General features: G+C 26.7%; 12 protein-coding genes. 3 read left to right on the top strand and 9 right to left on the bottom strand.

Features of this window, described 5'->3' with window-relative positions; all coding sequences use genetic code 11:
* Positions 1-87: 87 nt before the first annotated feature.
* From SM9_RS11925 to SM9_RS03470, 8 genes are all read right to left on the bottom strand, one after another.
* A complete protein-coding gene (locus SM9_RS11925) occupies positions 88-255 on the bottom strand; it encodes a hypothetical protein (protein ID WP_157064653.1) in 168 nt (55 codons plus the stop codon).
* 78 nt (positions 256-333) lie between these two features.
* Entirely contained in the window at positions 334-531 is a 198-nt protein-coding gene (locus tag SM9_RS11920; protein WP_157064652.1) for a hypothetical protein, read from the bottom strand.
* A 434-nt stretch (positions 532-965) separates the two neighbouring features.
* Positions 966-3,293: a RyR domain-containing protein gene (locus SM9_RS03490; protein ID WP_058738816.1), complete on the bottom strand. Its 2,328-nt coding sequence runs from the start codon at positions 3,291-3,293 to the stop codon at positions 966-968.
* A gap of 100 nt (positions 3,294-3,393) precedes the next feature.
* Positions 3,394-5,634, bottom strand: a complete 2,241-nt coding sequence (locus tag SM9_RS03485; protein ID WP_058738815.1) for a RyR domain-containing protein — start codon at positions 5,632-5,634, stop codon at positions 3,394-3,396.
* A 123-nt stretch (positions 5,635-5,757) separates the two neighbouring features.
* Positions 5,758-5,913 (bottom strand): hypothetical protein, encoded by a 156-nt coding sequence (locus SM9_RS11915; RefSeq protein ID WP_157064651.1) that lies wholly within the window; start codon positions 5,911-5,913, stop codon positions 5,758-5,760.
* Between the two features lie 29 nt (positions 5,914-5,942).
* A complete protein-coding gene (locus tag SM9_RS03480) occupies positions 5,943-9,479 on the bottom strand; it encodes an Hsp70 family protein (protein WP_058738814.1) in 3,537 nt (1,178 codons plus the stop codon).
* A gap of 29 nt (positions 9,480-9,508) precedes the next feature.
* On the bottom strand, positions 9,509-10,312 hold the full coding sequence (locus SM9_RS03475) for an FHA domain-containing protein (RefSeq protein ID WP_058738813.1): 804 nt from the start codon (positions 10,310-10,312) through the stop codon (positions 9,509-9,511).
* A gap of 97 nt (positions 10,313-10,409) precedes the next feature.
* Positions 10,410-11,213, bottom strand: coding sequence for an FHA domain-containing protein (locus SM9_RS03470; protein WP_058738812.1), 804 nt, complete (start codon positions 11,211-11,213; stop codon positions 10,410-10,412).
* Between the two features lie 333 nt (positions 11,214-11,546).
* Between SM9_RS03470 and SM9_RS03465 the strand changes: the two genes are divergently transcribed.
* On the top strand, positions 11,547-12,512 hold the full coding sequence (locus SM9_RS03465; RefSeq protein ID WP_058738811.1) for a tetratricopeptide repeat protein: 966 nt from the start codon (positions 11,547-11,549) through the stop codon (positions 12,510-12,512).
* On the opposite strand, the gene SM9_RS03460 is transcribed toward SM9_RS03465, so the two are convergent.
* Positions 12,513-12,692: a hypothetical protein gene (locus tag SM9_RS03460; RefSeq protein ID WP_058738810.1), complete on the bottom strand. Its 180-nt coding sequence runs from the start codon at positions 12,690-12,692 to the stop codon at positions 12,513-12,515.
* Positions 12,693-12,950: 258 nt separating this feature from the next.
* On the opposite strand from SM9_RS03460, the gene SM9_RS03455 reads away from it, so the two are divergent.
* Both SM9_RS03455 and SM9_RS03450 read left to right on the top strand, forming a co-directional pair.
* Positions 12,951-13,511, top strand: a complete 561-nt coding sequence (locus tag SM9_RS03455) for a helix-turn-helix domain-containing protein (RefSeq protein ID WP_198144429.1) — start codon at positions 12,951-12,953, stop codon at positions 13,509-13,511.
* A 12-nt stretch (positions 13,512-13,523) separates the two neighbouring features.
* Positions 13,524-15,191: an AMP-binding protein gene (locus SM9_RS03450; protein ID WP_058738808.1), complete on the top strand. Its 1,668-nt coding sequence runs from the start codon at positions 13,524-13,526 to the stop codon at positions 15,189-15,191.
* The last annotated feature ends 4 nt before the right edge of the window (positions 15,192-15,195 follow it).

Below are 15,195 nucleotides of genomic sequence, written 5' to 3'. Positions count from 1 at the left end.
TTTGTATTCTTAATCCTTCTTTTAAGATGTTTTTTGTGGCGTTGATGTCATGCATTTTGTGTTTTGTTGTTTTTTCTGTTTAGCTATTCATGGTATTTTTTTAGTGTTTTTTGATAGTTTTTCCCATGTATTTTTGTCTGGATAGTTTTTTTGGTATTTTTTTATCATCTGATTTTTGTGTTTTAGGTCGAGATTGGCCATTTCTTGGCCGTTGGATAGTGTTGCCAGATTTTTTATTCCTAAATCAATACCCATATTTTTTTCCAGTGTGTTTTAATTCATTACCACTTGTAATAATGTTTTATTATGGCATAGTATTTTCCGTTTTCTTTTTTAATGGTTATATTTGTTGATTTTTGAAGATTTTAATAATTTACGATATTTTTTTACGTGTTGTTGACTTGTAAACTCACCTTCACATAAAAATGTGTGCTCCTGTTTTAACATCTTTAAAATAGCATTTAAATTGAGATTTAAAGGACAATCATGACAAGAAAACAACTTATATAAATCATTGTATCTTGAAAGCATATTATTCCCTATAAATAGTTAATTACCAATATTTTGATTTAATACCTGTGCCATATTTTTATCAGGAAGAATTTCCACTTTTAAACCTTTATTTACAACATTAACCGTGAAAAAAATTACGCTCCATTTTGATATTTATTTTTAAATCAATTTATTTTAGAAAACAAAAATTCCCTAAAAAATAATACAATAATTATATAATCAAAATAAAATATTTAAATAAAACCAAATAGAGCAAATGAAAAGTATCCGTGCCACAAATAATGGTAAAAACTTTAAGAAAATACTATAATATTATGAAGATGATGGAATGGTAATAAACTTTTTAAAAATACAGAATTTTTTACAATCAAAATATGAATATCCTCAATTATTGTAAATTTAATATATAAAACAAATCAATCCATTAAAAAATGAAAATGAGTAAAAATTAATCACTCACTTTTTACTATTTTAAGATTCACCTCCGGATCAGCACATAATCTTGGGAGAACTTCAAAAGTTTTCATGTTATCATTTTGAACTTTCTTATCCAATTTTTTCCAAGGGCGCAAATTAGGATTGATCTTATTTTCATCATCTCTTTTAGGCCCATATTTCCATCCCAAATCGGATTTAAGTTTAAACCATGCTTTGTGTTCTCTTTTTGCAAAATGTTCCAAATCACGTTTACTGAAACTTTTAACTTCATCATCCCAATCTTCACCAGTTCTAGGAACCAAATCATAACCTCGTTCATTTAAAAGTTTTATATTGAATTTAGCTTGTTTATAATTTGAAAATTTAATATAATCATCCAATTCATCAAATAATTCTGCTGAATCAATATTTTCGCCAATATTGTTGTTATGCCTTTTAAGATATTCCTCATGCATTTTAAATGTGAGAATTTTAATCTTACTATTCACGGCTTTTAAACCAATGGAATCTAAAAGAGCAGGGATGTTTCTTATAGCATCCTTATCATATTTTTGATCATCCTCAGAAAGATCCTCCCAAGGAACTAAAAATGGAGTGGTGCGCATTTCTTCATCTTTTTTATCACCCAAAATCCAACCAGTATTCTCTTTTTCTTTTACCCATTCATTATGTTCAAAAATTGCCAAATCCGTTAATTCTTTATCTGAAAATTCTAAAATAGGTTCTCGTTCATCAGATTTATTAACAATCTCACAACCAATCATATTTAACTTCATAGGAATTGATTTTGCCTGTCTGATGTTAGACAATTTTAAATCAGAAGACAACTCATTAAACTCACACAAAGCATCATACCTGTTCTGTAAATTTTCATCGACATCATTTGTCTTAGATTTTCTTTCATATTCCTCTTTGAGTGAGACATTATATTGCTCATTAATTTTCTTTGCTAACAACTCAATATTTCTAATCAACATATCAGGAGTTTCAATATCGGAAAAGTCAATGCCCCTCATAACTGCCAATTCAACATCATCATTAACAGTAGTTTTGATAGAAATTCCTCTTTCAAATACTGAGTCTTCACCCATATCCAAAACACTTTCAATGAATTCCTGTTTATCTTTTGAAAATCCAAGACCCATCGAACCATTATTTAATTTATATTCAACCTTTATCATCTCATCATCAATTTCAATAATCAAATCATTGACATGAGATTTCTTTAAATCTATAAGTCCAAATGGTTGCCTGTTCCACTCCTGAAGCTCATCGCATAAAATCAATAGATATGCAATAGGATTTTTTTCACAGGATAATTCTTTTTCACAAAAAGGTTCCTCCTGTAATGTTTTATTGTAATAGTTATGCAATAAAATAGCTGTTGCACTATCCACAATAGGATAGAAAAAATAACTATTATTTCTACCATATTTTTGGATTAAACTACCATAAGAGTTTAAAACCAGAATTGAAGAATAAAATCCATGGTCAATGAAATTATTCTTTTTCATATAAGTAACAAAATTGTTTAAGTGAGACAATAATAGTTTAAACTTTTCCTTATCAAAATCAAAATCTCTAGAAATTTTATGAGCCATTATTTCAGTAGGCTTGAATAAATCCAAAACTTTTGATTCAGGATAATCTTCACGATAATCATCTGCAAAAGAATAAGGAGATAATTTTACAATAGAATTGAATTCATCAAAATCTTCAAAATCAATAGTAACATTTACATCATAAGCATTAGAAATTGATTTAACACCATCATTAATGAATTTATTTAACTGCTTTCCAATAATTTCAAAAGGATAACCTATATCATGGAACAAAGAAGCTATACCCCAACGATATAAGAACTCTTCATGAGATAATTCTCCACTCTCAGTTTTATAATATTTTCCATATTTGCTTGTTTCAATATACTCTTTAAATACTTCCCGATAATTTTCATTTTGAGAATAAATAGCCAAACCTAAAATAAAAACATTAACCGAGTGAATAAAATGATCCCTTTGCCTTTCAATTAACATCCCAGTATTTTTTTCATATTTTTCCATAGTTTCAACCAAATCCAAAAGAGTATTTGGTTCACTTACAAGTTTATTATCATTATATTTTTCCTTAGATTTCCTTTCAGGAGTGATTTGATATATCATGAAAAAATTATGGTAAACCTCTTTAGCAGTATAATCATTTTCATAATTAAGAAATACATCAATACTTGATTTTAAAATACCTTTATAATCATGATTATTTTTATAATCATCATATAATTCTAAATTATCAAAAAAATCATCAACATAATCTTTGATATTATTTGTTGTTTTGATACTCATAATCCCACCTCAATTATATAAACTATTTACAAATTATATTAAATAAAATTTACATTAAAAATTGAAAAGTATATAAAAAATAAAAAATAAATTAAAAAAATTAGTTTTTAACAATTTTTAAACCAACATTTTGGCATAAAACAGGCAAATCCCTAAATGTCTTCTTATTCAGTTCTTGAATATTATAATCCAACTCATCCCATTGAATTAAATTAGGATTAGTTTTTTCATTTTCATCTTTAATAGAACCATATTTCCAACCTAAATTAATTTTAAGCTTATACCAAGCAGCATGTTCTCTTTTAGCCAAATAATTAATTTCATCTTCATCAAATGAAACAATGGCATTTTCTTTAGATGCTGTATCAACCATTTCATAACCAAGTTCAGCCAATATTTTAACTAAAAAGTCAGTCTGTTTATAGTTAGAATATTTTATATAATCAGGCAATTCATCAAAATCATCTTTTTGAGTATAAAATTTATGCATTTCAAAGGTAAGCAATCTCTGTTTTGATCGTACAATCTTAAGTCCTAATGAATCAACTAAAGAAGGAATATTCCTAACTGGATCAATATCCAATTTCTGCATTTCAGGAGTTAAATCCTCCCAAGGAACCAAACAATCATGAATCAATTTAGAATCATCCCTCACCTCACCATAAACCCATCCGGTACGTATTTTCTCCTTACACCATTCATTATGTTCAAATATAGCCAAATCAAGCACTTCATCTTCTAAAAACTCAGTAATAGCGAGTCTTTCATCAGACAAGTCTGCAAGCTCACATCCAATAATATTTAATTTAAGTGGAATTGACCTTGCCTGCCGTATATTAGCTATTTTAAGTTGTGGAGACAATTCATCATAAGAAGACAAATCTCCATATTTTCTAAGAAATTCATCATCAAGCCTATTATCAGCATCCCTTTGTTTATATTCTTCCTCCATAGAGTTCAAATAGTGCTGATGAATATTAATAGCTAATTTTTCAACATTTCTAAGCAAAATATCTGGAGCTTCAGCTTCAGAGTAAACAATTTCTCTTAAAACATCATCTTGTTTAATATCTGTAATTATCCTTAAACCTAATTCAAAAATGCTGGAAATTGATAAAACATTTTTAAGCAACTCCAACTTATCTTCAGAAAATCCAAGTCCAATAGAACCACTCCTAACAACATATTCCACATCCATTCCCCTATCATCAATTGTTAAAATCAAATCATTAACATGACTTCTCTTTTTATCCATAACCCCAAATGGTTGCCTGTTCCACTCCTGAAGCTCATCACATAAAATTAATAAGAATGCCAATGGAGAATTACTAGGATGCAACTGTTTTAAATTAAAAGGTTTTTTCTGCAACACATTTCTATAGTAATTATGCAATAAAATAGCTGTTGCACTATCTACAATCGGATAAAAGAAAAAATCATGGTTTTTAGCATATTTTTGAATTAAATAACCATATGAGTTTAAAACCAGAATAGATGAGAAAAACCCATGATCCAAAAATCCGTTTTCCCCCATAATATCAACAAAAGAATCAAGATGTTTTGCCACATCATTTACATCAATTTCCGTAAAATCTGTCCCAATTTTATGAGCCATGATGTCAGTAGGCTTAAATAAGTTTAAAAACTTGGATTTTGGAAAAACATCAGTATAGTTATCTGAAAAATCAGGGTCTATTTTTATAATAGTATTAAACTCATTGAAATCTTTAAAATCAATTGCGGTATCTACACCATAACTGCTTGAAATAGACTTAATACCCCCATTAATAAATTTACTTAATTGTTTTCCAATAATTTCAACAGGATAACCTATATCATGGAAAAGAGAAGCTATACCCCAACGATATAAAAATTCTTCATGAGAAAATTCATCATTTATTTTATAATATTTTTCATATGGACTTCTCAAAATATACTGTTTAAAGTAATTTCTATAATTTTTATTTTGAGAATAAATGGCCAAACCTAAAAGAAAAACATTAATCGAGTGAATAAAATGATCTCTTTGCTTTTCAACCAAATCACCAGTATTTTCTTCATATTTTTTCATTATTCTTACTAAATTAAGAAGAGTATTTGGCTCTTTAGTAATCGAAATTTTGTCTGAGCTTTTAGTGGATTTATCTTCTGCAGTAATTTGATATATCATGAAAAATGTCCTATAAATTTCATATGCATTATATGAATTTTCATTATCCAAAAATACATCGATTCCTGCCTTTAACAAATCTTTATAATAATGATTATTATTATAATCATCATATAAAATCAATTCATCAAAAAAATCATTTACATAACTTTTTAAACTTTTCTCATCCATTTTAAGCACCAATTATTAAATCTTTTAAATATCTGGAATAAAATCACCTAAAAGCAACGAAATCACTATTTCATTCAAAAATCATATATTTACATAATTCCAAGATTATCATAATATTCAATATCAATCATCCATTATTTTACTTAATACTTCAATTATCTGTTTTAAATCATACGAAGAACTAAAATCTAAAAAATCATCTGATTTAATGTTGTTTAATATTATTGTAGATTTTGTATCCTTTTTAGTCATAATAATCATATATTCTATATATGCCATTTAAAAACATATAAGTCAATTAAAGTTTTTTATTTATCCAACAGAGAATTTCTACCATCAAGTTCATATAACTCATTGACCAAAACACTCAATAAATTATAATCTGAATCATTAATAGCAGCAATAGCCCTTTTTATTAATTCATCAGGATATTGGGAGTATATACCATCATAAATTAAATTAAAAAAACATTCCTTAATTACATCGTTTTTATTTAACAAAACATATCTTTCAATCAATTGATAATGAATATCATTTAAAATATTGATATCTTTATCATCAACAGCCAATTTAAGTTTATCTTTCAAATCATCAACATAAAATAAACTATCTCTTTTAGCAATATTTATCTTATTAATGACATTATCCAAAAGATTAGAAAAATTAAGATTATTTAACAAATCCGAAGATGTTTTCTTGATATAATTTAAATAAATTTCTACTTGATTAAGCGCTCTTTTATCTTTTTGAGCTATTTCAAACATCCTTTCAATATATTCCAAAATATCATTTTCATTAAATGAATCATTTTCTTTTAAAAAATTAACCTGTTTTAATAATTCAATATATTGCTTAAATAATTTCTTATAGGTTATTTCACTATATTTTAAGCTAAAAGTATGTTTAAAATATGGAATTAACATTTCACCAGATATTAATTGATTAGGTGATTTTTCATCAATATTTACGATATCACCAGAATCATAAATATTTATTGAATAATCCCCCTCTTTTAATTTTACCATAAACTCCCCATCAATGTTTAAAGGTATTTTTAAAGATTCCGCCGTTTTTTGATTTAAAAATTCTATATCAAATCCTAAAAATGAGAATTTATTATCTGAAGCGAATGCTCTGCCCGAAATAATATCTTTTTCTTTGTTCAATATCAATGAAAATTCATTTACAGTAGTTTCAATTATAGTTTTCTCTATAGTGCCTGCATAAATAGCTGCACCTTTTGCAACAACTGTTAATGGGTCAATACTATATTCAAGTGGAATATCAAATTCTTCTTTAATCAAATCCTTAACAACAGGACTTAAACAAGATCCCCCCACCAAAATAATTTTATCAATGTCCTTGCTTGAAAAATCCTTTTCATTTAATAAGTTTTTACATAAATCTAATGTAACTTTAATCAAAGGACAAATTACTTCCTTAAAGTCATCCCTAGTTAAAGTAAATATGAAATCATAATTATCAAAAAGATTATTTATACATATATTGGATTTTGTTGAAATAGACAAATCTTTTTTAGATTTTTCTGCAGCAGTCTTAAGTTTTGAAAATATTTCAGAATATTTGGAATTATTCAAATTAAAATCATTTAAATTTAAATCCATACTAATTTTTGGTATGAAAATATCTTCTACAACTTTCCAATCTAATGTTTTTCCACCCAAATTATCTAAACCAGTAGTTGCAAGTTTTTCAATTTCATCCCCGTTGTCTTCAATAAGAGATACATTAAATGTACCACCACCTAAATCATAAATCATCCATATTCCATTATCTTTATGGGAGGATTTTAAATTATATGCAAAAGCTACGGCAATTGGCTCCAAAATAAGATTATGTGATTTAAAACCCGCAAGGTCTATAGCATCATTAATCGCTTTTGTTTTCATAGGATTCGAATTTGCAGGACAACAAATAACAACATCTTCAAGATTTACACGACATTGATTAAAAACAGATACTCTTAATTCTTTTAAAACTTCTGCAGATAGCTCTTCTGGAAACAAAACCCTTGATGATTTTTCAAATTTAAATGGAATGGAAAACCCCATATTGCCTTTAAATTCAGATACGGCATTTTTTGAATTATTTATTATTTCAGTTCTAGCAATTTCTCCTACTTTAAGATTATTCTCCTCATCAATTAAAATAGCCGATGGAGTAATTTCATTACCTGTTTTATAATTTTTTATAATTATTGGATTACCATTATTACAATATGCTACTGTAGAATCAACAGTACCTAAATCAATTGCATAATCAACCGTATTGCAATTATTAAAATCATTTATTGTCTTGAAATGCAAATTCATATTCTGTTTCCATAATGAAAGTTTATAAGCATATTTTGATTTTAACCTTGAATCACAAACAATCGCAAACTCCATCAATTTACTTCCATCATCAAGATTGTTTAAATTCACTAAACGAATCGATTCATTGACCATTACATCTATAGAAAATGTTTTCAATATATCAATAATATTAATATAACCTTCATTAATCTCATTATTTGAATCCATCAGCTCCTCAAGAGACATTACTGCTTTTATTAAATTACCATATTTTGACAAATCAATGAATATTCTCCACAATTCAAGATAATGACCATATTTATTCTTCATCCCAGGATTATATGCAATAGCTTCTTTTAAAAGATTAGACGATAACACATAATTATCGCCCCTCAAGTTTATACTAAAAGCCTTTGAAATTAATTTAAGGTCAGGACGCTTAGATTTCCACATCCGTAAAGTTTCACCATAACACTGACGAACATCATAATTTCCAATTATTTCCTTTTCCAATATTTCAATAGCATCATTTAATCTATTTTCACATTTTGCAAGCTTAAAAGCCTTTTTAAGATTTTCATTAATAATATATTCAGAATTTTCATCAACATAATCCTCTTTAATGATTGGGATTTTATCATCTGAAAATTCAGTCATGATTAATTCAATATCATCTAAAAATTCTGATGCATTTTGATACCTATTTTCAGGATTTGAATCTAAAGATTTAAAGACAATTTCATCTAATTTCTTAGGAACATTATCATTATAGTCACTCGGAGCTTTTAAAGAAACATTCCAAGGCTTTCCCCGAATAATTTCTTCCAAACTAAATTTCTCAATATCATAAGGATAATTATTAGTTAATAACTGATAAAAAATAACACCTACTGCATAAATATCAGTTGCTGTTGAAATAACTTTTCTAAATGACTCTGGAGCCATATATGGCCGTGTACCTGCAACATCAATATCTGAAATTTCAGTACTTACTTCTTTTGCAAAACCCAAATCGGAGATTTTAATTACAATATCTCCACATTCGTTATAACTCAATAAAATATTATTTAATTTTAAATCCCTATGAACAATAACTGGATTTGATGAATGCAATACATTTAATCCTTGAAGAATTTGTTTCATTAAATTTAAGCATCGATGAACTGACAATGAAAGATTTGAATTTATGAAAGAATTAAGATACTGTTGTAAATCTCCCCCAGGAACATATTCCATTACAAAATAAGCCTTATTTATTCCAGAATCTTGAGAAATTATTCCTGCATCATAAATACTAATAATATTTTGATGCCTTAACTGAGTTGCAAGCATTACTTCATTAAAAACATTTTTATTATCAAAATTTTCATTTAATGGCTGTTTAATTACTTTCATTGCACGTAAGTCATCTAAAAAAACATGTTTGACCAAGTAAACTTCTGCAAAAGATCCTTCTCCCAAGAATTTTTTGACTTCATACTGTCCATTAAAAAATTCTTCTACCATTAGTTTTGATTCATTAAAATCCAATTAACTCACCGAATAAATAATGTGCAAAATTAAAAGGAACAATAAATAACCACTCCACCATTACCCCGAGATAATTTTAAAAAGGAATTATTTTTTAATTTTGTAGCTATACCTTGCGGAATCTTTTTTCCTGAAACAAATGTTCCATTTGTACTTGCCTCATCCAAAACATACCAAAAATCATCTTCATAAAATATTTTTAAATGAGGCTTTGAAATGCTAGAAACACTGACATAATCATTATCCAAAAGAACCACCAAAGAAGAAAAATCACTATTTTCAAAGTTGTCTTTTCTTCCAATTAAAACAGTTTCATCATTATTAACTTTAAATGATTTACCTTTATCGACACCATTAAATATTGTTAAAACACAACATTCATCATCTTTAAACTTTTGATTAACACAATACAAATCAAAAAAGTATAACAATTCATCGGATAAAAAATTTATATCCAAAAATAAATCTTCAAATGCATCCTCTTTTAGTTTATATGCTTTAACTGTTCTAAGACCAACTTTATTAGGAATTTCTTTTTTAACATTAACTTCTTCTATCAAATCTGCTTTTAACAACTGTTTTAAATGTTGACCCAACATTTGAGGAGTAATATTGATATTATAATTATCTGCAAGATAACTATTTATTTCACGATAGTAAAGTGGCTCTTTTTTAAAATTAGTATTTTTTTCATTAAATGTAACCTGAAAATCACGTAAAATTTCTAAAATAGAAAATCTAACATTATTATTTACTGCAGCCAATTTAGTAGATATTATTTTTGAATCATTTAAATCAACAAGTTCTGTTTCAATATTTTCCAATTTACTCATGTAAAACCTCCATCCATTAAAAAATATACACGATATGTTAAATCTAATATTAATCTAAATACATAGTTTTTCTGTTTTTTTGTTAATGAACATTTAATTAATAGGAACAATAAATAACAGCTCCACCATCACCTTTAGATAATTTTAAAAAGGAATTTTTTTCTAATTTTGTAACAATACCCTTCTTAACCAGTTTATCATTGAGAAAAGTTCCATTTGAACTATTATTATCCACAATACACCATGAATCATGGTTAAAAAAGAGTTTTAAATGTGGTTTGGATACATTGGAGACACTCCTATAACTATTATCCAAAAGAATTGTAAAAGAAGCCAAATCACATTCTTTAAAATCACCTTTTCGTCCAACTAAAATTGTTTCATTTTTATGTATTTTAAATGTTTTTCCTTTATCCATACCATTAAATATTGTTAAAACACAGTGTTCACCATCATTAAATTTTTGATTAATTTTATATAATCCAAAGAATGATAAAAGCTCATCAGACAGGAAATTTATATCCAAAAAAATATTATCAAAGGCATCATTTTTTAAAACATATCCTTTCACCTTTCTTCGACCAATTTTATTAGGAACCTCTTTTTTAATAGAGACTTCTTCAATTAAATCCGCTTCGATAAGCTGTTTTATATGTTGGCCCAACATCTGTGGGGTGATATTAATACCATAATTATTCAAAAGTATTGAATTGATTTCACGTGAATAAAGTGGATTTTTTTTAAAGACATTATTTTCAGAATGACCACAATTATAAAAATTTCTTAAAATTTCCAATATTGACAATCGAACTTTATTATTAACAGCAGCTATTTTACTAGATGTGCTATTTTCATCATCCAACCCCAATATCGCAGATTTAACGGCTTCTAAATTTTCCATGTTAAAACCCCATATTAAAAAAGATATTATATTTATCCTCAATTAAATAACACAATAATATCTATTTATGATAAATATATATAATAATTTCCAATTATTTTTAGAAAAAATGAATTTCTTATAAAAAAATATGTAAAATATATTCAATTAAAATAATAATTAATTAAATAAAATATAGATATATAATCTTTATTTAATTTTATTTATAGAAAAATATCAAATAATATACATTATTTTCAATAATCAAAAATCAAATATAAAGTAAACACTTTACAATAAATTCCTTTATGTGATTTAATAACGACATGTTATAAAAATAAAAACACTGATAACATGTTTAACAAAAGTATTCAAAAAAAAATTGATAAAGCCATACTATTATTACAAAACAATAGTGAAGAAGCATTAAAAATTTTTAATGAAATACTTGAAAATGAACCTAATAATATCGATGCATTGAACGGTAAAGGATCAGCATTGATAAAATTAAATAATTTTGATGATGCCGAAAAGTGTTTTGATAAATCACTGACCATTAGTGAAAATACCTCTGCATTAATCAATAAAGGAATAATATTAAAAAATAAAAAGGATTATCAGAACGCAATTTATTATTTTAATAAAGCCATTGGAATGGACTGTGAAATGAATAAAATTGTATCTATTTTTAAAAATGAAATTTTTGAACTTATAGATATTAATACTTTGCATAATAATTATTCTAAAAAAGCTAATAGATGTATTAAAAAGGGTTTGGATTATAAGAATGAAGATAAAATCTGGGATGCTTTAACATTTTTTGAAAAAGCAATAGTTGAAGATGAACGTTGCAAAAATTCAGTTCGTGCATTGATTAAAGAAATAGATAATATTATATTTAATGAATTTATATTTGAAATACCCACATCTAAAAAAACAATGAAAGAGAAATTAAAAATTCAAGCATTGAAAGAATTAGCGATTAATGAAAATCCAAAAAAAGCATTGAAATTAATGAATAATCTGTTAAACGTTAATCAAAATGACGTCAGCACTTTAAATTACAAAGCATGTACATTATTTTTATTTAGCAAATACGATGAATCTATAGATTACTTCAATAAATGCCTAAAATTGAAGAAAAATTATAAATATGCATTATTTAATAAAGGATTAGTTTTAAGAAGAATAAATAATTTAGAGGAATCATTCAATTGCTTTGATAGATTATCAGAAAATGAAGAAAATTCCATTAATATAAAGCCATATAAACTAGAGATTTTAGAAAAAATAAAAGAAAATAATAAAAAATTAAATTAGTTATTTGTTATTATTCATCCATTTAATCAAATCAAAATATGGATATTCCTTTTTTAATTCCTGTCTGATTAATTTGCAATCTTCAGCAGAAAGTTTATAATATATTTTATCAATTTTTTTAAAATTTTTGCCAGAATTCAACATTATAATTTCCAATGCACGTTTTGTTTTATCATTCATAAATATCACATTTGAATAGTTAACAGATGTATTTAATTTATATCTTTTTGATACATTTATAGACAGTTTATAACACTGAAAACAAATAAATACATCACACCTTTATTCAAAATACATTACTTTCATACATTAAAAAATAATTTTTGATAAAAATAAACATATTTTGGAAAAAATAAATAAATTTAGGTAAATTATAACCGTTTTTAACAAGACTTATATAAAATATAATATATAACTATTATATGTTATAGACTTAAGGTGTTAATCATGAATGAATATAACAAAGATATTGGAAATAGAATTAAAGAATTAAGAGAACTTTCTGATATTTCAGTACAAGATATCGCACAAGAATTAAATGTTGATGCGAAAACATACACCCAATATGAAACTGGGGAAGTTGACATTCCTGCAAGTTTTATTTACGAAATTGCTAATAAATTCCAAGTAGATTTAAGTTTACTTTTAACTGGTGAAGAAAGTAGGATGAGCATCTTTGATGTCACACGTGCAAACAAAGGTGTTTCAGTAGAGAGAAGAAAAGAATATAATCATGAAAATTTATGTTCTAAATTTATTCACAAAAAAGCAGAAACTTTTTTAGTTACAGTAGATCCTGAAAAAAATCCAATTCCTTCATTAAATGCACATCCAGGACAAGAATTCAATTATGTTCTTGAAGGAACAGTTAAAATTTACATTCACAATAACGAAATTATTTTAAATGAGGGTGATTCAATATTTTTTGATTCAACACATAGACATGCAATGGTAGCACTTAATGACAAACCCGCTAAATTTTTAGCTGTACTAATGTAGAAGGTAATAAGTATGACATCTGTAATAGGAGATTTTGTTGAAAGAGTTGATTTTAACTCATATGAAGATTTTTACAAGAATTTTAAACTCAAATATGATGAAGAATATAATTTTGGGTTTGACGTAGTTGACAAATATGCTGAAATTGATCCGGACAAAATCGCTTTAATTTGGACTAATGACAATAATGAAGAACACATTTTCACTTTCAAAGAAATGAAAGAATATTCCAATAAAACCGCAAATCTATTCAAAAGTTTAGGAATTAAAAAAGGCGATTGTGTAATGCTTACCTTGAAAAACAGATATGAATTCTGGTTCTGTATGGTGGCATTGCACAAAATCGGAGCAATAGCTATTCCCGGAACTCATATGTTAAAACTTCATGATATTGATTTTAGACTAAAACAGGCAAATGTGAAAATGGTAGTGTCTGTAGAAGAAGATTCATTGCTCCCTGATTATGAAGAAGCTCAAAAAGAATTAGATATTGATTTGAAAAAATTAGTAATTGAAACTGACAGAGAAGGTTGGATTAACTTCAATAAATCAATTGAAGAGCAAAGCCCTGTATTTGAAAGGCCAACTGGAGAAGATAAGACATATGCGGAAGAAATATTTTTAATTTACTTCACATCAGGAACCAGCGGACTTCCAAAAATGGTTTCACATAAACATACTTACTCATTAGGACATATCCCAACAGCTAAATACTGGCATAATGTTGTTGAAGATGGAATTCATCATACTGCAGCAGATACAGGTTGGGGGAAAGCCGTATGGGGAAACCTTTATGGACAATGGATTGCCGGAACCGCAGTATTCATTTATGATTACGAAAGATTCAATGGAATAAAATTACTTGATAAAATCATTGAATATAAAGTAGATACTTTCTGTGCACCACCTACAATTTACAGATTCATAATTAAAGAGAACATTGAAGGTTATGACCTTTCAAATTTAAAATATGTTACAACAGCAGGTGAACCACTCCCACCAGAAGTATCTGAAAGATTTTATGACATATCCGGTCTTAGAATTAAAGAAGGATTCGGACAAACAGAAACAACATTATCCATTGGTACATTCATTTGGTTAGATGCAAAAGTTGCTTCTATCGGAAAACCTTCCCCATTATTTAATTTACAATTACTAGATGAAGATCACAACAGAGTTGAAATTGGGGAAGAAGGAGAACTTTGTTTTAAAATGAATGATGGTCCAAATCCAGGATTGTTCAAAGATTATGTTAACGATGAAGAAAAATACAAAAAACAAATCCATCATGGATATTACCACTGCGGAGATACAGCATGGATAGATGAAGATGGATATGTTCACTTTGTTGGAAGAAATGATGACATTATCAAATCATCAGGTTATCGTATTGGACCTTATGAAGTAGAAAGTGCAGTTTTATCACATGAAGCAGTTTCTAACTGTGCAATTACAGCATATCCCGATGAAGTTAGAGGTCAAATTGTAAAAGCAACTATTATATTACAACCAGGTTTCGAACCTTCAGAAGAACTTACAAAAGACATACAAAATCATGTTAAACGTGTTACAGCTCCTTATAAATACCCAAGAATGATTGAATATGTGGATGAAATTCCAGAAACAATCAGTGGTAAAATAAGAAGAGTAGAAATAAGAGATAAAGACAAAAATCAATAGGAGA

Origin of the sequence: Methanobrevibacter millerae (genome assembly GCF_001477655.1) — an archaeon.
GTDB lineage: Archaea > Methanobacteriota > Methanobacteria > Methanobacteriales > Methanobacteriaceae > Methanocatella > Methanocatella millerae_A.
This window is presented reverse-complemented; position numbering and strand designations above follow the sequence as displayed.

Coding starts and splice junctions, on each gene's coding strand:
- SM9_RS11915 (WP_157064651.1), bottom strand. CDS start 5,913: ATGGCATATATAGAATATATGATTATTATGACTAAAAAGGATACAAAA.
- SM9_RS03470 (WP_058738812.1), bottom strand. CDS start 11,213: ATGGAAAATTTAGAAGCCGTTAAATCTGCGATATTGGGGTTGGATGAT.
- SM9_RS03490 (WP_058738816.1), bottom strand. CDS start 3,293: ATGAGTATCAAAACAACAAATAATATCAAAGATTATGTTGATGATTTT.
- SM9_RS11925 (WP_157064653.1), bottom strand. CDS start 255: ATGGGTATTGATTTAGGAATAAAAAATCTGGCAACACTATCCAACGGC.
- SM9_RS11920 (WP_157064652.1), bottom strand. CDS start 531: ATGCTTTCAAGATACAATGATTTATATAAGTTGTTTTCTTGTCATGAT.
- SM9_RS03475 (WP_058738813.1), bottom strand. CDS start 10,312: ATGAGTAAATTGGAAAATATTGAAACAGAACTTGTTGATTTAAATGAT.
- SM9_RS03450 (WP_058738808.1), top strand. CDS start 13,524: ATGACATCTGTAATAGGAGATTTTGTTGAAAGAGTTGATTTTAACTCA.
- SM9_RS03460 (WP_058738810.1), bottom strand. CDS start 12,692: ATGAATGATAAAACAAAACGTGCATTGGAAATTATAATGTTGAATTCT.
- SM9_RS03465 (WP_058738811.1), top strand. CDS start 11,547: ATGTTTAACAAAAGTATTCAAAAAAAAATTGATAAAGCCATACTATTA.
- SM9_RS03485 (WP_058738815.1), bottom strand. CDS start 5,634: ATGGATGAGAAAAGTTTAAAAAGTTATGTAAATGATTTTTTTGATGAA.